This is a genomic window from Streptomyces sp. NPDC006235 (assembly GCF_040613735.1).
Classification (GTDB): domain Bacteria; phylum Actinomycetota; class Actinomycetes; order Streptomycetales; family Streptomycetaceae; genus Streptomyces.
Window position 1 is genome coordinate 70,691 of record NZ_JBEXSR010000018.1, and the last position, 17,164, is coordinate 87,854.

16 protein-coding genes and 1 pseudogene are annotated in these 17,164 nt (G+C 72.6%); 5 read left to right on the forward strand and 12 right to left on the reverse strand.

Translation table 11 applies throughout. The features are described 5' to 3' along the window. Positions 1-3: 3 nt before the first annotated feature. Genes ABZ192_RS21870 through ABZ192_RS21880 form a run of 3 tightly spaced genes read right to left on the reverse strand, consistent with a single transcriptional unit; the run spans position 4 to position 3,903 of the window. A complete protein-coding gene (locus tag ABZ192_RS21870) occupies positions 4-1,740 on the reverse strand; it encodes a PEP-utilizing enzyme (RefSeq protein ID WP_356926110.1) in 1,737 nt (578 codons plus the stop codon). Positions 1,741-1,771: 31 nt separating this feature from the next. Then, entirely contained in the window at positions 1,772-2,596 is an 825-nt protein-coding gene (locus ABZ192_RS21875) for an SDR family NAD(P)-dependent oxidoreductase (RefSeq protein WP_356926111.1), read from the reverse strand. Further along, on the reverse strand, positions 2,593-3,903 hold the full coding sequence (locus tag ABZ192_RS21880) for an aromatic ring-hydroxylating dioxygenase subunit alpha (RefSeq protein ID WP_356926112.1): 1,311 nt from the start codon (positions 3,901-3,903) through the stop codon (positions 2,593-2,595). The genes ABZ192_RS21875 and ABZ192_RS21880 overlap by 4 nt, the downstream gene beginning before the upstream one ends. Before the next feature lie 148 nt (positions 3,904-4,051). Between ABZ192_RS21880 and ABZ192_RS21885 the strand changes: the two genes are divergently transcribed. The 4 genes from ABZ192_RS21885 to ABZ192_RS21900 all read left to right on the forward strand — a co-directional run bounded on the left by ABZ192_RS21885 (position 4,052) and on the right by ABZ192_RS21900 (position 8,041). Next, complete coding sequence (locus ABZ192_RS21885) at positions 4,052-4,513, forward strand: VOC family protein (RefSeq protein WP_356926113.1); 462 nt, start codon at positions 4,052-4,054, stop codon at positions 4,511-4,513. Positions 4,514-4,608: 95 nt separating this feature from the next. Continuing rightward, entirely contained in the window at positions 4,609-5,613 is a 1,005-nt protein-coding gene (locus tag ABZ192_RS21890; RefSeq protein ID WP_356926114.1) for a thiamine pyrophosphate-dependent dehydrogenase E1 component subunit alpha, read from the forward strand. A gap of 5 nt (positions 5,614-5,618) precedes the next feature. Continuing rightward, entirely contained in the window at positions 5,619-6,644 is a 1,026-nt protein-coding gene (locus tag ABZ192_RS21895; protein ID WP_356926115.1) for an alpha-ketoacid dehydrogenase subunit beta, read from the forward strand. A gap of 5 nt (positions 6,645-6,649) precedes the next feature. Further along, a complete protein-coding gene (locus ABZ192_RS21900) occupies positions 6,650-8,041 on the forward strand; it encodes a 2-oxo acid dehydrogenase subunit E2 (protein ID WP_356926116.1) in 1,392 nt (463 codons plus the stop codon). Between the two features lie 16 nt (positions 8,042-8,057). Here the strand turns inward: ABZ192_RS21900 and ABZ192_RS21905 are convergent, their stop codons facing one another. Next, on the reverse strand, positions 8,058-8,663 hold the full coding sequence (locus tag ABZ192_RS21905; protein ID WP_150479013.1) for a TetR/AcrR family transcriptional regulator: 606 nt from the start codon (positions 8,661-8,663) through the stop codon (positions 8,058-8,060). A gap of 143 nt (positions 8,664-8,806) precedes the next feature. On the opposite strand from ABZ192_RS21905, the gene ABZ192_RS21910 reads away from it, so the two are divergent. Continuing rightward, the gene (locus ABZ192_RS21910; protein WP_356926117.1) at positions 8,807-9,523 is read left to right on the forward strand and encodes a TetR/AcrR family transcriptional regulator; all 717 of its coding nucleotides are present in this window, start codon (positions 8,807-8,809) and stop codon (positions 9,521-9,523) included. A gap of 29 nt (positions 9,524-9,552) precedes the next feature. Here the strand turns inward: ABZ192_RS21910 and ABZ192_RS21915 are convergent. The 8 genes and pseudogenes from ABZ192_RS21915 to ABZ192_RS21950 all read right to left on the reverse strand — a co-directional run. Next, positions 9,553-10,026, reverse strand: a pseudogene (locus ABZ192_RS21915) (SDR family NAD(P)-dependent oxidoreductase); the annotation flags it as partial. Then, positions 9,914-10,204 (reverse strand): SDR family NAD(P)-dependent oxidoreductase, encoded by a 291-nt coding sequence (locus ABZ192_RS21920; RefSeq protein ID WP_356926118.1) that lies wholly within the window; start codon positions 10,202-10,204, stop codon positions 9,914-9,916. The gene ABZ192_RS21920 and the pseudogene ABZ192_RS21915, both read right to left, overlap by 113 nt. Further along, positions 10,155-11,309 carry a thiolase family protein gene (locus ABZ192_RS21925; protein WP_356926119.1) on the reverse strand — a complete coding sequence of 385 codons (1,155 nt, stop codon included), beginning with the start codon at positions 11,307-11,309 and terminating at the stop codon, positions 10,155-10,157. The genes ABZ192_RS21920 and ABZ192_RS21925 overlap by 50 nt, the downstream gene beginning before the upstream one ends. Then, positions 11,306-11,752, reverse strand: a complete 447-nt coding sequence (locus tag ABZ192_RS21930) for an OB-fold domain-containing protein (protein ID WP_356926120.1) — start codon at positions 11,750-11,752, stop codon at positions 11,306-11,308. The genes ABZ192_RS21925 and ABZ192_RS21930 overlap by 4 nt, the downstream gene beginning before the upstream one ends. 18 nt (positions 11,753-11,770) lie before the next feature. Beyond that, on the reverse strand, positions 11,771-12,889 hold the full coding sequence (locus ABZ192_RS21935) for an acyl-CoA dehydrogenase family protein (RefSeq protein WP_356926121.1): 1,119 nt from the start codon (positions 12,887-12,889) through the stop codon (positions 11,771-11,773). Further along, positions 12,886-15,480: a putative PEP-binding protein gene (locus ABZ192_RS21940; RefSeq protein WP_356926122.1), complete on the reverse strand. Its 2,595-nt coding sequence runs from the start codon at positions 15,478-15,480 to the stop codon at positions 12,886-12,888. The genes ABZ192_RS21935 and ABZ192_RS21940 overlap by 4 nt, the downstream gene beginning before the upstream one ends. After that, a complete protein-coding gene (locus tag ABZ192_RS21945; protein ID WP_356926123.1) occupies positions 15,477-16,109 on the reverse strand; it encodes a hypothetical protein in 633 nt (210 codons plus the stop codon). Before ABZ192_RS21945 ends, ABZ192_RS21940 begins: the two co-directional genes overlap by 4 nt. A 94-nt stretch (positions 16,110-16,203) precedes the next feature. Beyond that, entirely contained in the window at positions 16,204-17,040 is an 837-nt protein-coding gene (locus ABZ192_RS21950) for an enoyl-CoA hydratase/isomerase family protein (protein ID WP_356926124.1), read from the reverse strand. Between the last annotated feature and the right edge of the window lie 124 nt (positions 17,041-17,164).

The window sequence follows — 17,164 nt, forward strand, 5'->3', positions numbered from 1 at the left end:
TTCTCAGATGCCGAGCGGCGCGGGAACACTGTCGACGGTGACCGTGCCCCGCTCACCGTCGACCGTGATCACCATGCCGTCCCGCAGCCGTCGCGTTCCGCCCTCGACGGAGATGACGGCCGGGATGCCCAGCTCACGGCAGACCACCACGGCGTGGCTGTTGAGCGCGCCCACGTCCACGACGGCCGCGCCGGCCACCAGGAACAGCGGGGTCCAGGCCGCGTCCGTGATCGGCGCGACCAGCACCTCGCCGGGCTCCAGTGCCTCGCAGGAAGCCGGGTCGGTGACCACGCGCACCCTGCCGGTGTACGTGCCGTGGCTGCCGCCCACACCGCCGAGCACATCGCCCTCGACGGCCGCCTCGGTCCGCTCCTCGGCGCGGCGCGGCCAGGTGTCGATCTCGGTCTGCGCGTCGTCGGCGACGAAGAACGGCGGTTCCAGCTCGTGCAGACCCGCGTACTCCTCCAGCCGCCGCGCGATGACCGGGCCGAAGGACTCCGGAGCGGTGACGTAGTCGTCGAGCTCGGTGTCCAGCAGCATCATCACGTCCTCGGGCCGGGCGAAGAGCCCCGCCTCGACACCGCGGCGGCCGAGCTCCCGTACGGCCATGCGGATCTCGTTGACGACGGTGACGCAGTTCGCCTTGGTGCGCTCGCGGGCCGGGATCCACACCTGGGAGGCGTGCATCCCGGCGTCGAACATCGGCTGCGCCTCCTCGGGCAGCACGGCCCGGATCTCCCGCGCCGTCCGCTCGCGCCCCTCGGTCAGCCGTGTGCGCCGGGCCGCCGGGGAGTCGTCGTCGGGGCTGTGCCGGATCCGGTCGACCAGGGCCAGTGCCTGGACGGGCGACGCCTCCCAGGACAGCGCGTGGATGTCCCACTCGTTGGGACCGCGGTCGCCGGACTCCGCGAGGAACGCCTCGAAGGAGTCACGGAACGTCTTCACATCGCCGGTTGCGGCGTCGAGTGCCCGCTCCACCGCGGCCGGACCCCGGTCGAAGAGCGCGCTCAGTTCGGCCGAGGCCGCCACCTGGCGGGAGAGTGCCCACAGCCCGGTCGACGGGGAGGCGGAGTCGACGTCGCCCAGACCGCCGATCAGGTCGAGCATGGCGCCGGGGCGGTCCGCGCTCGCGCACAGTGGGCCGAGGATCGCCGGCCCGACGGACGCGGGCAGCGACGACTCGACGTGCCGCTGGAACGTCGTCTCCACCTCGTCCAGCAACGACCGTACGTGCGCCACGAGTTCGGCGTCGGACAGCTTCGCCGGCTCGGGTCGCGAGCGGCGCAGGGCGCGCAGGCGCTCCCGGTCGGCGTCGGCCTCCGGGAAGGAGGTCTGGCCGAGCATCCGCTGGAGCGTCGCGCCCGCCTTGGCGGTCAGCTCCTCGTCCTGGTCGTCCGGGTGCGCCAGGTACACCGGCGTGTCGGAGCGCTGACCGACGAAGGCCGCGTCGATCTGGTCCGCCGTCTGCCCCATGCGGATACCGAACAGCCGCATGTGGGACAGGTTCAGGTAGAAGTGGCCGCCGAACATGCCGACGAACGGCGGCCGGGGGCCGGCCACCTCCTCCTCGCGGTAGATGCCGAACCCGACGAAGCCGCGACGCCAGCCCTGCAGGCCCCGTCCCCAGACCAGGGTCCAGCCCAGCGGGCTGGCGGGTTCCGGCAGGGTCTCGCCCGCGTTGGCCCGGGTGTAGTGCGGCAGCCGCTCACTGCGCTGCCAGTCCGTGATCCAGCTCTTCATGACCGAGGTCTCCCGCTGTCCGTACCCGCGCCTACCACTGCGCTGTTCCGCCGTCGACGCTGATCAGCGTGCCGGTGATACCCGCCCCCGCCTCGCTCGCGAGCAGTGAGGCGACCGCCGCGATCTGCTCCACCGTGGTGATCTTCTTGGTGGCGGCGTGCTCGGCGAAGCGGCTCAGCCAGTCCTCGTAGGAGATGCCCTCGGCCTCCGCGGCGGCGGGACCCGCGGCCCGCATGAGGTCGGTGTCGACGGCGCCGGGGCAGATGGCGTTGCAGGTGATGCCCTGGGTGCCGTACTCGAAGGCGGTCGCCTTGGTCAGGCCGTGGATGGCGTGTTTGTTGGTGATGTAGTGGCTGATCGCGGGCTTGTTGGCCTGCTTGCCCTCCACCGAGGAGATGTTGATGATGCGGCCCCAGCCGCCCTCCAGCATCTTCGGCAGGGCCCGGCGGGTGCCGTAGAAGTAGCCGTTGACGTTCAGGTTGAGGGCGTTGTGCCACGCCTCGTCGCTGAGCTGGTGGATCGGGGCGAAGCCGGAGCTGCCGCCGACGTTGTTGACCCAGATGTCGAGCCTGCCGAAGCGCTCGGCGGCGAAGTCGGCGAGGCCCTCGATGTCCTCCTGGCTGTTGGCGTCGCAGGGGTGGAAGACGGCCCGGTCCCCGGCGTCCATCTCCTCCAGGGCCTGCTTGCCCTTGACCTCGCTCCGGCCGCTGACGACGACCGTGGCGCCGTCGGCCAGGAAGGCCTCGGCGATGGCGCGGCCGATGCTGCGCGTGCTGCCCGTGATCACCGCGACACGTCCGTCGAGGCTGCCCGTAGCCACCATGGTGTTCTCCCGCGAGTCTGGTTGGTTGCTCACCTGGCGGCTCTGTGGGGTGCTGTGTCCAGGTGCTGATGGATGGTGCGGTGGAAGTGCTGGAGTCCGGGCTCGTTGCGTCCGAAGACGAAGTCGGTCCCGTCGAGGGCCTTCAGGCCCTGCTGGACTCCGTAGGTGGTCGCGTAGTCCTCGTCGCGGACCACCTCGTGGAACCACGCGCCGAACCGGTCGGCGGCCTCGCGCTCCTCCTCGGTGACCGCAGGGTCCCGCAGCAGGATGATCTGCTGGGTCACCGACTCGGTCGCCGTCCGGGGGAGCACCAGGGAGACGGCGATCTTCTGGCGCCAGCCGCCCGCGATCGCCAGGCCCGGGAAGAGCCAGTAGATGGGCCCGACACAGTCCCCGGGATCACGCTGGTCCGGCGGCAGCTCGACCGCCTGCGCGATGGGGCGCAGGGCCGGTGCGATGCGCTGGTGAGGGCCCCAGGTGTCGTGGGCCATCATGTTCGAGAGGTTCGTCTCGAACACGGTCTTCGGGTGCAGCGAGGCGAAGTGGTACGTCTCCAGGTACCCGTCGAGGGTGACCTTCCAGTTGGGACTGGTCAGCTCGCTGGTGGCGTAGTGGTGGCACTCCGCCAGCCGGAGGCCCTCCAGCAGGGGCTGCAGGTCGCCCAGCCAGGCGTCCAGGTCGGGCTCGGCCGCCGGATCCAGCGAGACGAAGACGATGCCCGCGCGCTCCCCGGCCGGGAGCCGGACGAGACTTCGGCCCTCACGCGGAACCTCCCCGAAGGTCTTCTCCGCGTACACGCCCCGCAGCTCCCCGGCGAGGTCGTACGACCACGAGTGGTACGGGCAGGTGAGCCGCTTCGACACCCCGCAGCCGGGTTCGATGAGCTTGGCTCCCCGGTGCCGGCAGGCGTTGATCATCGCGTGCACGGTGCCCTGGCGGTCACGGGTGATCAGCACGGGGATGCCGAGCACGTCGATCGCCTTGTAGGTGTTCGGCCCGGGAAGCTCGCTGGACATGGCGAGCGGCAGGGGGACGCTGCGGTGCACGGCGTCGGTCTCGCGCTGCCAGCGGCCGGCGTCGAGGTAGTTGGCGACGGGTTCCGTCCACTGGCCGTCCGCCTCGTGCGTCGTGTTGTCGCGGTAGTGCGTCATCACACGCTCGACGAGTTCGGCGGCCTCCCGCCGCATCGTCAGGGACGCCGCGTCGGTGGACCGGTCCCGGCTGATCCACGACGCGTACTCGGGAGCCGAGGGGGCCGAGGGGGCCGAGGGGCCTGAGATCGACGACCTGGGCGGCCCGGCGTCTGTCTCCCGAATCTCCGGCGAACTGGTTTGGACCACGATGTCCTCACATCCTCCCAGCCGCGAGCCGGTGACCGGCTTCTGAACGCGACAGCTGGGCTGTGTCCGAAACGACAACAGGACTTAGTGTGGTCTGTCAATAGAAAGTGCCGAAGTTGCCGCTCAGTGTCCCGTGGGGGTGGGTGCGATGGTCACGACCCTGCCGTTCGAGGTGGGCGTGGTGGTGCGGGACCTGGAGCTGATGGAGCGCTTCTACTGCGACGTGCTCGGCTGCCGCGCCGAGCGCCGCTCGGGCGTACCGCAGGCCGTCGGCGGTCCGGCAGGGCTCGGCGGCGAGCTGGTGGTCACCTGGCTGCGGGTGCCCTCCGGCGGGTGCGTCAAGTTGATCCTTCCCCGGTCGGCCCCGGTGCCGGTCCACGCGATGGCCCCGCCGGCCGGACGCCTTGGGCTGTCCTGTCTGACCTTCCATCTCGACGACATGGACCCTGTGGTGGCGGCGCTGCCGTCCGCGGGTGTCCGGCCGCTGTCGGACCCGGTCGTGGTCCTGACCCGCGGTCGGCGGATCAGCTTCTGGGCCGATCCGGAGGGCAATGTCGTGGAGTTGGTGGACGCGCGTGCCGACGACCCCGGCCCGGGTCATAGTAATTAGAGACACTGTTCAGTAAGGTGCCCCTGCTGGTTACTGTAGACCGGCACAAGTAAGTCCGATTGCTTGGCAACCTCCCTCGGACGAAGGGGCGGACGGTGGCTCAACGAGTGTCAACGGCGTCGAAGAAAACCGCGCAGGTCAGCGCGCCGGTCATCAAGGACCTGCACGAGCGCATGGTGCGCATCCGGCTGTTCGAGACCGAGGCGGGAAAACTCATGGAGGCCGGCAAACTGCCCGGCTTCCTGCACCTGTATGTCGGCCAGGAAGCCGTCGCCGCCGGTGTGATGGCGGCCCTGCGCGACGACGACCAGATCACCTCCACCCACCGCGGCCACGGGCACGCCGTGGCCAAGGGCGTCGGCTTCCGCGCGATGTACGCCGAGCTGTACGGCCGGGTCACCGGCGCCTGCCTCGGCCGCGGCGGCAGCATGCACATCAACGACCTCACCCGCGGCATGCTCGGCGCCAACGGCATCGTCGGGGCCGGTGTCCCCATCGCCGTGGGCGCGGCCTTCGCCGCCCGGTACAAGGGCGAGGACAACGTCGCCGTGACCTTCTTCGGTGACGGCGCCACCAACATCGGCGCCTGGCACGAGGGCGCCAACATGGCCGCGATCCTCGGCCTGCCCGTGGTCTTCGTCTGTGAGAACAACGGCTACGCGGAGTTCACGCCGCAGTCCGCGCACATGCTGCTCACCGATGTCGCCGACCGCGCCGCCGCCTACGGCATGCCCAGCGTGATAGTCGACGGCATGGACGCGGTCGCCGTCCACCGGGCCGCCGCCGAAGCCGTGGAGCGGGCCCGGGCGGGCGCGGGCCCGATGATGATCGAGGCCAAGACCTACCGCTTCTTCGACCACCAGGGTGTCAAGGGCTTGCGTCACCCCTACCGCTCCGACGAGGAGGTCGCGCAGTGGAAGACGCGTGACCCCATCGACCTGCTGGAGGCCCGGGCCGTCGCCGACGGCACCGCGACCCGTGCCGAGCTGGACGACGTATGGCAGCGCACGCGCGACGAGATCGCCGAGGCCATCGCGTACGCCGAGGCGAGCCCGCTGCCCGACCCCGCCGACCTGCTGCTCAACGTCTACTCGGGATGACCGCCATGACCACCACCACCGAGGCACCGGCCGTCACTCCGGTCGCCGCCCCCCGCAAGCTGTCCTACGTCAAGGCCTTCAACGAGGGGCTCGCCCAGGCCATGCGCGAGGACGAGAACGTCTTCGTCGCCGGTGAGGACGTGGCCGGATACGGCGGCGTCTTCCGCATGTTCGACAACCTGCTCGACGAGTTCGGCCCCCGCCGCATGATCGACACCCCGATCTCCGAAGCCGCCCTGGTCGGCCTCGGCGTGGGAGCCGCCGCCCGGGGCCTGCGGCCCGTCGTCGACCTGATGTTCATGGACTTCATCGGCGTCTGCCTCGACCAGATCGTCAACCAGGCCGCCAAGATGAAGTACATGTTCGGTGGCGCGCTGTCCGTGCCGCTCACCATCACCACCGCCTCCGGAGCGGGCCTCGGCGCCGCCGCCCAGCACAGCCAGAGCCTTGAGGCCTGGCTGGCCCACGTGCCCGGCCTCAAGGTGGTGATGCCGTCCGACGCGTACACCGCCAAGGGCCTGACCGTCTCGGCCATCAGGGACGACAACCCGGTCGTCATCATGCTCAACAAGGTCCTGCTCGGCAGCATCAGCGAGGTGCCCGAGGAGATCTACGGCATCCCGCTGGGCCAGGCGCACACCGCCCGGCACGGCTCCGACGTCACGGTGATCGCCTTGGGCCGCATGGTGGGGGAGGCCCTCGCGGCGGCCGAAGAACTGGCGGCCGAGGGCGTGGAGATCGAGGTGATCGACCCCCGCAGCGTGCAGCCGCTGGACACGGAGACGATGTTCGCCTCCGTCCGCCGTACCAACCGGGTGCTCGTGGTGCACGAGGCCGTCACCTTCGGCGGGCTCGGCGCGGAGATCGCCGCGCAGATCCAGGACGCCGCCTTCGACTACCTGGACGCGCCGGTCCTGCGCATCGGCGCCCCCTTCTCCCCGGTGCCCTTCTCCCCGGTCCTGGAGAAGGCGTACGTGCCCGATCGCGCCCGCATCGCCCAGGGCTGCCGGCGTCTTCTCGAAAGGGTGTGACCGGCATGGCGGTCGAGGTTCTGCTGCCGAAGATCGGTCTGACCATGCAGGAAGGCACGATCGACGAATGGCTCGTGCCGGTCGGCGCGGCCGTCGCGGAGGGCGACGCCCTGCTGAGGCTGGCGACAGACAAGGTCGACGTGGACGTCGAGGCGGAGGCCGGGGGACTGTTCCACCCGGTGGTCCCGGCGGGCGTCACCGTCCCCACCGGCGCCCTCATCGGCTGGCTGCTGGCCGAGGGCGAGCAGCCACCGGGCCCGGCGGGTACGCCGATGCCGGCCGGGTCCGGGGCTGGTGCGTCTCTGCCCGCGCTCGACGACACCGACGCCGGCGCTGCTCCCGCGGTGCCCTGCGCCAACGGCACCGCCGGCCGGCTTCTGTCCTCACCCAACGCCCGGCGGGTCGCCACCGCTACCGACGTCGAGCTCACCGCCGTACGCGGCACGGGACCCGGCGGACGGATCGTCTCCGAGGACGTGGAGGAGTTCCTCGAGGCCCTCCCCGGTGACCTCGGCACGCCGGTCCCGCCGGGCGGCACCTCCTCCTCGCCGCTGGTCCGCAAGCTGGCCAAGGAACGGGGCATCGACCTCTCCGAGGTGAACGGCACCGGCCCGGGCGGCCGGATCCGCCGCTCCGACCTCGACGCCCTCACCCCGGCACTTCCCCACAGGGACGCGGCCACTCCCCACCGGGGCGCGGCCCCCCGGCCCGGCGACGTCCTCCCGCTCACCGGCATGCGCGGCACCATCGCCCGCAGGATGCACGCCAGCCTCCAGGAGATGGCACAGCTGACGCATGGCTACGAGGTGCGGATGGACGCCGTGGTGTCCCTGCGGGACCGGCTCAAGGAGGAGTGGGCCGACAGCGATCTGCCGGTGCCGAGCATCAACGACTTCCTGCTGAAGGCCGCGGCCCTGGCCCTGCGCGAGCACCCGCTGCTCAACGCGACGGTGCGGGAGGACGGCATCCATCTGCTCGACGGCGTCCACCTGGGCTTCGCCGTGGCCGTTCCGGGCGGCCTCATGGTCCCCGTGATCGAGGATGCCGTCCAGCTGCCGTTGCCCGAGATGGCCCGCCGGTCCAGGGGCCTGGCCCAGGCCGCGCGCGACGGGCGGATCTCCCCCGCGCAACTGGAAGGGGCCACCTTCACCGTCACCTCGCTCGGCGGATACGGCGTCGACTTCTTCACCCCGGTGATCAACCCCGGCAATGTCGCGATCCTCGGGGTGGGCAGGCTCAGGGACGGCGTCGAGTGGGAGGACGACCGGCCGCTGCGGACGCGGGTGCTCACCCTGAGCCTCACCTTCGATCACCGTGCCGTCGACGGGGCACCCGCGGCCGAATACCTGCGCACGGTCGGTGACTTGCTGCGCAGGCCCCTCCGGCTGCTGGTGTGATCCGCCGGACAGCCCCTCAGGTCGCCGGGTCGGCGATCCGCTCCGCGAGGGCGCCGACCTCGCGGACGAACGAGCGGTGCCCCAGCGACCGGTACACGTCGTCGCCCCGGACCTGTGAGATCGCCGCGGTCTCCAGCAGCGCCAGCAGGCCCAGCCCGATCACCGCAGCCTCGGCGTCGGTGACGGACGTGCGGGCCTTGCGGATCAGCCGCACCAGCTCGTCCAGCAACTCGCTGCGGCTCTCCTGGCGCAGCGCTTCCGCCTCCTGGCTCATGCCGGCCGACGACACGAAGAACACCGTGGCGGCGGAACGGTGTTCGCCCAGCCAGGCCAGGAGCGTGGTGACCGCCGCGCCGATGTCCGACCCGGGTTCATGGGCCTCCGTCAGCGCCTGCAACTGCTCGCGCAGTGCGGTGGCGAACGCCCGCATCCCCTCGGCCAGGACCTGGTCCTTGGAGGAGAAGTGGTAGTACACCGCCGCCGAGGTCATCTCCGCGCGCGCGGCGATGTCGGCCACCGTCACCTCGTCCGGCGGCTGGGTGGCGAACAGCTCGGTGGCTGCTTCGATCACCCACTGCTTGCGCGACGGACGGTGAGCGGCGCGGGTTCCGGAGGTCGTCATGGTGTCAAGTATGCCGGGCGGCGAGTGTCCCGTAAGCCCACACGCAGCAGGAATTACTCTGCCGGCCGGTTGGAGTTACTGGATAGCATGGGCAGTACACAGGGCCCTCGGACGCGGGGTCACGGCAGCCGGCAGGGAGCATGATGGCCACCACGAAGAACGGCAAGCAGCCCGCCCACCGACCCTCGCGGCGGCAGCACATCATCACCGCCGCCGTGCGGGTGTTCGGCCGCAACGGCTTCGCGGAGACCAGCATCCAGGACATCGCGGACGAGGCCGAGGTGGTGCCCACGGCCGTCTACTACCACTTCGACGGCAAGGAGGAGCTGCTCGAACTCGCCATGCGTCGCGTGTTCGACCAGCTGAACGCAGTCGTGGAGGCGGCCCGTCCGGAGTCCGAGCCGGGTGACGCGGAGGGGCTGATCCGCGTCATCGACGCCGTGTGGGACTGGGTGGAGCAGAACCCGGACGAGGCCCGCCTGTACCAGGTCCAGGTCGCCTCGGCCAACGGCAGCGTCAAGGTGCTGCGGGACGAGTTCGAGCAGCGGCACATCCAGCGTGGCTACGACTATCTCCCCGAGGGCACCACCCGCAGCCCCCGGGCGGCGAAGGTACGGCACGCCTCACAGGCGCTCGCGGTCCGCACCCTGATCAGTACGACCATGCTCGTCACCGCGCTGCGGGCGGAGGGGGGACCGCTGTCCCAGTTGCCCTCCCGCTCCGTGCTGGAGGCGGTCAGGGAGCTGGCCCTGCGCATCGTCGCCACCGAGCAGAAACCGGCGAAGTCGGCGAAAGCGGCGAAGTCGGCGAAGTCCGCGAAAGCGGCGAAGTCTGCCGAGCCTGCCGCGTCCCGGACCTGAGGCGGTTCACCAGGCCAGTGGGCGGAGGGACCGCCCATGCCGCTGCGCGTCCAGCCGGGGTCGGCGGCGTTGACCAGGACGCCCGTACCGGACAGCTCGGCGGCGAACATACGGGTCAGGGCGTTGAGCGCCGTCTTGGAGATCCGGTAGGCGGGACGCCCACCCGAGTCCATCAGCGCCAGCGAACCGTACGAGCTGGTGACGTTCACGACCCGCCCGTAGCCGGCTTCCACCATGCCCGGGACGACGGCCTGCGCCACCCGCCAGGCGCCGGTGAAGTTGGTGTCCAGCGTGGCGTGCAGGACGTCCTCGTCGACGTAAGGCGGCCGCAGGTCCCCGTCCAGCGACACTCCGGCGTTGTTCACCAGCACGTCGATGCCGCCGGTCAGCTCACTCGCTTGCCGGACCGCTTCGGCGACGCTCCGCGCGGACGTCACGTCCAGGGCCAGCGGCACCGCCGCCGGGCCGATGGCACGGCACGCCTCCTCCGGCGGCCTCCGGATTCCGCGCCGCGACCAGGACCCGCAGCCCCCGGTCCGCGAGCTGCCGGCCGATCTCCAGCCCGATTCCCCGTGCCCCGCCCGTGACGAGCGCCGTTCTGCCGTCGTGCCGCATGGCGGTGTCCGCCCTTTCACACCGTGAGGACCGAGCAGGCGCTGATCCCTGGCGCCCCGTAGACATGGGTGAAGCCCACTCGGGGCGCGCCGGGCACCTGCAGACCAGGCGCCCGGCCCTGCAACTGCCGTACGACCTCGTGGAACTGACGCAGCCCGGAGGCGCCGACGGGCTCCCCGCCGGCCAGACAGCCGCCGTCGGTGTTGACCGGGATGCGGCCCGAGGGATCGGTGTCCCCCGCGGCCAGCAGTGCCTCCTGCTCGCCGTGGCCGCACAGCCCGGTCTCCGCCAGGTGGATCAGCTCCGAGCCGCTGTCGGTGTCCTGCAACTGGGCCACCTGGACGTCCGCGGGACCCAGCCCCGCCGTACGGAAGACCGCCTCCGCGGCGTCCACGCTGGGGCTGCGGTGCGGCCCCGGCGGCAGCCAGGGCGAGAACACCTCGAACGAACCGAACCGCCGGGTCCTGAAGGCCAGTGACGCGAGCCTGACCGGCCGTTCGCACAGGTCGAACGCGCGGTCGCCGAGCGCCAGCACCAGCGCGGCCGCGCCCTGTCCGGGCGAACAGAACATGTACTGCGTGAGCGGGGGACTGACCTCGGCGGAGTCCAGGATCTCCTGCTCCGTCAGCGGCTTGCGCCGCCAGGCCAGTGGGTGGTGCGAGCCGTTGCGCAAGGCCCGCGCCGCCACCGTCGCCAGCGCCCGCTCCGAGATCCCGTGTTCGTACAGGTACCGCTGAGTCTTGAGGGCGAAGAACTGGGTGGTGAGCATCATGCCGGTCTCGGCGTACCAGTCGCCCAGGCCGTAGCGGGCCGCGGAGACGTGGAACGCGCCGCGCTCGTGCTTGTCGAACCCCACCGCCAGCCCCACGCAGGCCTCGCCGGCGCGCAGCGCGTTGGCCACCGTGAGCACGGTGGATGCGCCGGTCGCGCAGCCGTTCTGCACGTTGACGAACGGCACGCCGGTCAGGCCCAGCCGGCCCACCAGGGTGTCGGGTTTGCCGGACACGTCGGAGCCGCCGGCCGCGTAGCCGATGTCCTCCCAGGCGACACCGGCGTCGGTCAGCGCCTCGCGTATCGCACGCTCGGCCATGTCCATTCCGGTGACGCTCTCGTCGCGGCCGAAGGGATGCATCCCGCAGCCGACCACGTACACGTCGTCGGGCCGTCTCATCGCTCCCCGTCCAGCTCCGCGCGGAACCCGAAGGTCAGCACGTCGGTTCCGTCCTCGTCCCGGTACGCGGGCACCGTGGTGAGCCGGACCGGCAGACCGATCCGGATCTGCGCGCGGGGCACCGCCAGCCGTGCCTCGACCAGCACCTCACCGAGGTCCACATAGCCCACGTGGTACGGCCGGTGGCCACCGGCCGGCGGCCGGTACGGCGGCTTCGGCGGAAACGCCTGGAGCGTCCACGACCACACCCGCCCGCTCACCGGCAGCACCCGCGCGGACATCGCCCCGTCCGGACACCGGGGGCACGAGTCCTGCCGGGGGAAGACGACGGTGCCGCACGCGGAGCAGCGGGCGCCCACGAGACGCGGTGGATCCCCGGCGTCGCAACCTCCGTCGAACGCCCCGCTCTCGAACAGTGACTCGTCGATGAGTCTGGTGGCCATGCCGTCCCGCCTTCCACGTCACCAGCCCAGCAGCCCGGCCAGCCGTTCCCGATGGTGTGCGGCGCCGCCCAGCAGGACCGCGTCCGACTGGGCGCGCCGGAAGTACAGGTGCGCGTCGTGCTCCCAGGTGAAGCCCATCCCGCCGTGGAACTGCACGCACTCGGCGGCGACGGAGACGAACGCCTCGCCGCACCACGCCTGCGCCACCGCCGCCGCCTCGGCCAGCGCCTGGGGCGAGCCGTCCGTCAGGACCGCGCGGACCACGGCCGACCGTGCGGCCTCCACTTGGAGCAGCATGTCGGCGCAGGCGTGCTTGACCGCCTGGAAGCCGCCGATCGCCCTGCCGAACTGGGTGCGGTCGCGCACATGGGCCACCGTCATGTCCAACGCGGCCTGTGCTCCGCCGAGTTGTTCGGCGGCCAGGGCGATCAGCGCCACGTCCAGGGCGCGGGAGACGATGTCCGTTCCCTCGCCGCCGGCGGTCAGCGCCCTGGCCCGGGCCCCGGAGAAGGTGACCACCGCCTGGCCCCGGCTGAGGTCCAGCGTGGGCACCCGGCGCACCCTGACCCCGGGCTCGCGCGGGTCGGCCAGGAAGAGGTCCACGCCGTCGGTGCCCGCCGCGGCCACCACCAGCGCCTCGGCGTCGGCGCCGTCGAGGACGAAGGGCGCGGTGCCGTCCAGCAGCGGGACACCGCCCTGCCAGGAGACGGCCACCGGCACGGCGCCGGGCCGCCACCTCCCGTCGGGCGCGGCCACCGCCAGGGCGTGCACGGTGCCCTCGGCCAGCTCGGCCAGCGCCTTGTCGGCCGTACCGCAGCCGGCCAGCACCTGCCCGGCCAACACGGTGGAGGACAGCAGCGGTACCGGTGCCAGCGTCCTGCCCAGCTCCTCGCAGACGGTGGTGATCTCGGCGAGGCCGCCGATGCCGCCCGCCGATTCGGGCAGGCCGAGGGCCGCGAGGCCGACCTGCCGGCCGAGGGTGTCCCACAACTCGGCGTCGATGCCGGGGGCTTCCTCGGACATCCGGCGGACCGCGGCGGTGCCGCCGGCGGCCGCGCACACCGACCGCACGGTCTCGCGCAGATCGTCCAGCTCGGTGTCCGACAGGGCCGTGCCCTCGGTCGCGGTGCTCGTCATCGTGCGCTCCCGCCCTCGTCCTGCCGCTGCCGCAGGGCACTGTGCGCGGCGGCCATGCGGGCCACCGGTACGCGGTGCGCGGAGCAGGAGACGTAGTCGAGGCCGACGTCGTCGCAGAAGGCGATCGACTCCGGGTCCCCGCCGTGCTCACCGCACACACCGAGCTTGATGCCGGGCCGTACGCTCCGTGCCCGTTCGGCGGCCAGGGCGACGAGCGCCCCCACCCCGTGCGGGTCGAGCCGGGCGAACGGGCTGGCGGTCAGGAACCCGCGCTCCTGGTACGAGGCGAGCACCTGGCGCTCGACGTCGTCCCGGGAGAACCCGTAGGTGAGCTGAGTGAGGTCGTTGGTGCCGAAGGAGAAGAACTCGGCGTGCTCGGCCAGTTCGCCGGCCAGCAGCGCGGCCCGCGGGGTCTCGATCATCGTGCCGAGCCGGTACGGGACCTCGACGCCGGTGCGGGCGGCGACCGCGTCGGCGGCACCGCGCACGTACGCGGCCGCGGCGGCGAGTTCCTCCGGCAGGCTGACGAGCGGGATCATCACCTCCAGCTCCGGACGCACCCCGGTGGCGGCGACATCGGCCCAGGCGGTGAAGAGCGCCTCGGCCTGCGCCGGGTAGAGCCTCTCGTGCAGCAGGGCCAGCCGCACCCCGCGCAGCCCGAGCATCGGGTTCGCCTCGCGCAGTGCGGCGGCCCGCTGATCCTCGCCCGCGTCCAGGGCCTGTCCGGGGGCGGGCAGGAACTCGTGCAGCGGGGCGTCCAGCAGGCGCACGGTCACCGGGCGGTTCCCGACGGCGGCCAGCAGCGCGCGGAAGTCCTCGTGCTGCGCGCGCTCCAGCGCCACCATGGCCTCGTCGCGGGCGGTCGGGTCGGCGGCCAGGAGCACCCGGCGGATCAGCGGCAGCCGCTCGCCGAGGAACTGGTGTTCCGTACGGCACAGTCCGACGCCCTCCGCGCCCAGGGCGAGGGCGGTGTCGACCTCGGCGGCGGTGTCGGCGTTGACCCGCACGCCCAGCCGGCGCATGCCGTCCCCCCACTCCAGCAGGGTGGACAGCTCGGGCGGCGGTCCGGCGACGCTGACGCTCAGGGTCCCGGCGTAGACGGCGCCGGTACGGCCGTCCAGTGAGACCGGGTCGCCCTCGCGCACCACCCGCTCCCCGAAGCGGACCGTCCCGGCGGCCGGGTCCACGCGCAGCCCCTCGGCGCCGCACACGGCGGGTTTGCCGGCTCCCCGCGCCACCACGGCGGCGTGCGAGGCGATCCCGCCGCTGCCGGTCAGCACGGCGGCGGAGGCCAGCATCCCGGGGACGTCCGCCGGGGTCGTCTCGGCGGCCACGAGCACGACCCGCGTCCCGTCCGCGGCCAGTTCGAGGGCACGTTCACTGGACAGCACGACCGCTCCGGTCGCCGCCCCCGGGGACGCGGGCAGCCCCGTCACCAGGAGGTCCTCGCCGCCGGTCAGCCGCAGCTGGGGGTGCAGCAGTTCCTGCACCTGCGCGGGGCTGATCCGCCGTACGGCGTCCTCGCGGCCGAGCGCCCCGTCCCGGGCCAGGTCCGCGGCCAGACAGACCGCCGCCCTGAGCGGCGGGCGCAGTTGCGCCGAGGCGGCGAGCAGGGAGATCTCGTCGTCGCGCACCTCGAAGTCGACCGACACCGGTGCCCGCAGATGACGCTCCAGGGTGAGCAGGGAGTGCTCCAGCAGCGCGGTCCCGCCCCCGAGCCGGTCCAGCGGTTCGCCGGTGTGCGGCGGCGGGGCGCTGCGGCGCACGCCCCGGAAGAAGAAGCCCCGGGGGGAGAGCCGCCCGGTCTCGGGATCGCGGCTGACCGCCGTGCCGTAGCCCGAGTGGTCGGACGGGCCGATGCGCAGCGCCTGCACATGCAGGGCCAGGGCCAGATCGGCGGGGAGCCGCTGGGCCCGGCGGGACCTCCGCGCGCGCGGCGAGTCCCACCGGGCGAGGAGGGCGCGGGCGGCCAGCGCGAGCTGCTGCGCCGGGTCGTCCGGGAAGGGCCGGGAGCCGTGCCGCGCCACCAGGGACAGCAGCGCTTCCACTCGCGCCCGTGGCTCGGGCGTGTCCAGGAGGGCGTCGTCGAGCACCGCACCGGAGACGTCGAGGGCGTACTCGGCGATCATCCGTACGGTGGCGGCCCACACCTCGTACAAGGCCTCCGCGCGCCCGATGACGGCGCACAGGTCGTCGGCGTTGCCCATGGACACGCCGAGACAGGCCAGGTCGGGCGGCAGCCCCGCGATCTCGGTCGGCGCGCTCGCCGACAGACGCAGCAGCAGCGGCCGGCCCGCGTCGCCGATCCGCCGCCCCGAGAGCTGTTCGACCAGAGCGACGGCGGCCTCGGCGGTGTCGGTTTCACCCAGCGACGCGGAGGCGCCCGCGGGCACGGTGAGCCCCGGCACGACCGGCAGTCCGAGGGCGACCAGCCGGTCCATCGCCGCGCCGTGCGCGCCCAGCTCGGCGGCGTCGAGGCCGCGGATCCGGCCCTGCCCGTAGGGCACCAGGACCCGGCCGGGGGCCTCGGAGGGTGCGAGGGAGGCGCCGGAGTGTGCGAGCGGGCCCGCTTCGCGGTCGGCGACGCTCACCCCCGGCTCCTCGTGACCAGTTCCTCTTCCAGGGTCTCGTCCTCGGCCCGGCTGATCCCCAGCACGAGCAGCAGTTCCTGGTGCAGCCGCATCCACACCGTGTGGTACGAGTCGCACAAAGGTGAGGCCAGCCACGCCGTCGCGCCGTCGTCGAAACGGTCGAGGGCCTCCTCGAGGGCCGGGAGGTACCGGTCGCTGCCCGCGAGTACTCGTTCCAGCCTGCGCAGCACGGGCTGGATGGCCTCGTGCACGTCTTCCAGCGACTCGCGCACCCCGGCGTCGTAGGCCTCGTCGGAGTGGTCGTTCGCGGTGCCGTCCGGGCGGCACTGCCAGGCCGTGCACACGTCGCGGATCTTCCGGTTGACCGGCAGGAACGCCTCATAGGCGGCGGTGATCCGCGCCTCCTGCCCGGAGCCCGCGGGAACCCGCAGGATCCGCGCGGCGGCGGCCTTGGCCCGCTCGGTCGGCAGCACCACCGGCCCCTTCACCATCGCCAGCCCGGCGTCGACCAGCGGACGGTGCTCGGACTCCGGACGGCCGCGCCACATGCCCCGCAGGACGAGATCGACGACGGCTTCGCCGAGAGGCTCGTCGGGAGCGTCCGGAAGGCCCACGGCAGCAGATTGCATCGCCACACCTTTTCCCCGGCTCTGTGGTGACCGGTTCCTCGGATCTGTGTTGCCCGGAGGTTACGCCTCGGCGAGCCTGTTAGTGAAGAGGGACTCAAGAAACACTTTCGGATGCGCCGGCCTCGGCCCGGCCGTCGCCCCCCTTCGGGCGGCCTCGCGCGGCGAGGAACGACGCCATGCGGTCCCGCGCCTCCCGGCCGTCCGCCAGGGAGGCGATCAGTCGCGCCTCTTCGGCGAGGTGGCGGGTCAGTTCGGCCGCGGTGCCGACGCGCAGCAGGCCCTTCGCGGCACGCAGCGCGTCGTCGGCGCCGGCCGCCAGACCGGCCGCGGTCCGGTGCGCCGCGTCGTCCAGTTCCTCGTCCTCCACGCAGCGGGAGGCCAGACCCCATCGTTCGGCGTCGTCGCCGGTCAGGACCCGGTTGGTGAGGATCAGGTCCGCCGCCCTGCGAGGGCCCACCAGGCGGGGCAGGAACCAGGAGGCCCCGCAGTCCGGCGTCAGCCCGATCGCCGTGTACGCCAGCCGGAACCGCGCGGACCGGGCCGCCAGGACCATGTCGCCCACCAGCGCCAGGCCGATCCCGCCACCCGCGGCCGCGCCGCGCACGGCGGTCACCAGCGGCACGGGCAGCTCGTACAGGGCCTGTACCGCCGCGTGCGCGGCACTCGCCACGGCATGGACGTAGGTGCCGGTCCCGGTGCCGCGGCCGGCGAAGGCGCGCAGGTCACCGCCCACGCAGAAGCTGCCGCCCGACGCCCGCAGCAGCACGGCGCCGCCCGGGTCCGCGGCCACCTCGCGCGCGGTGTCCCGCAAGGCCTCGGCCGTCCTCAGATCCAGGGCGTTGCCCCGTCCCGGGTCGTCGAGTCTCAGCTCGACGACCCGGTCGGGGTGGCGGACGATCCGGACCGGCTCGGTGCTCACGGCAAGGCTCATGGGTGCTTCTCCTGTCGTAGCTTCCCGTCGCCGGGTGCTTCCCGTGCCCGGCGCTTCCAGGAAAGATACTTAAGACGCTATACAGTTTCTAGATGCGACGGGACCCGATGCCCGTACGCCCGTC

What these genes read in the sequence shown, in the direction of transcription:
- ABZ192_RS21945 (WP_356926123.1), bottom strand. Translation starts at nt 16,109, where the DNA reads ATGCAATCTGCTGCCGTGGGCCTTCCGGACGCTCCCGACGAGCCTCTC.
- ABZ192_RS21900 (WP_356926116.1), top strand. Translation starts at nt 6,650, where the DNA reads ATGGCGGTCGAGGTTCTGCTGCCGAAGATCGGTCTGACCATGCAGGAA.
- ABZ192_RS21885 (WP_356926113.1), top strand. Translation starts at nt 4,052, where the DNA reads ATGGTCACGACCCTGCCGTTCGAGGTGGGCGTGGTGGTGCGGGACCTG.
- ABZ192_RS21930 (WP_356926120.1), bottom strand. Translation starts at nt 11,752, where the DNA reads ATGGCCACCAGACTCATCGACGAGTCACTGTTCGAGAGCGGGGCGTTC.
- ABZ192_RS21935 (WP_356926121.1), bottom strand. Translation starts at nt 12,889, where the DNA reads ATGACGAGCACCGCGACCGAGGGCACGGCCCTGTCGGACACCGAGCTG.
- ABZ192_RS21870 (WP_356926110.1), bottom strand. Translation starts at nt 1,740, where the DNA reads ATGAAGAGCTGGATCACGGACTGGCAGCGCAGTGAGCGGCTGCCGCAC.
- ABZ192_RS21895 (WP_356926115.1), top strand. Translation starts at nt 5,619, where the DNA reads ATGACCACCACCACCGAGGCACCGGCCGTCACTCCGGTCGCCGCCCCC.
- ABZ192_RS21920 (WP_356926118.1), bottom strand. Translation starts at nt 10,204, where the DNA reads ATGTCTACGGGGCGCCAGGGATCAGCGCCTGCTCGGTCCTCACGGTGT.
- ABZ192_RS21950 (WP_356926124.1), bottom strand. Translation starts at nt 17,040, where the DNA reads ATGAGCCTTGCCGTGAGCACCGAGCCGGTCCGGATCGTCCGCCACCCC.
- ABZ192_RS21905 (WP_150479013.1), bottom strand. Translation starts at nt 8,663, where the DNA reads ATGACGACCTCCGGAACCCGCGCCGCTCACCGTCCGTCGCGCAAGCAG.
- ABZ192_RS21925 (WP_356926119.1), bottom strand. Translation starts at nt 11,309, where the DNA reads ATGAGACGGCCCGACGACGTGTACGTGGTCGGCTGCGGGATGCATCCC.
- ABZ192_RS21910 (WP_356926117.1), top strand. Translation starts at nt 8,807, where the DNA reads ATGGCCACCACGAAGAACGGCAAGCAGCCCGCCCACCGACCCTCGCGG.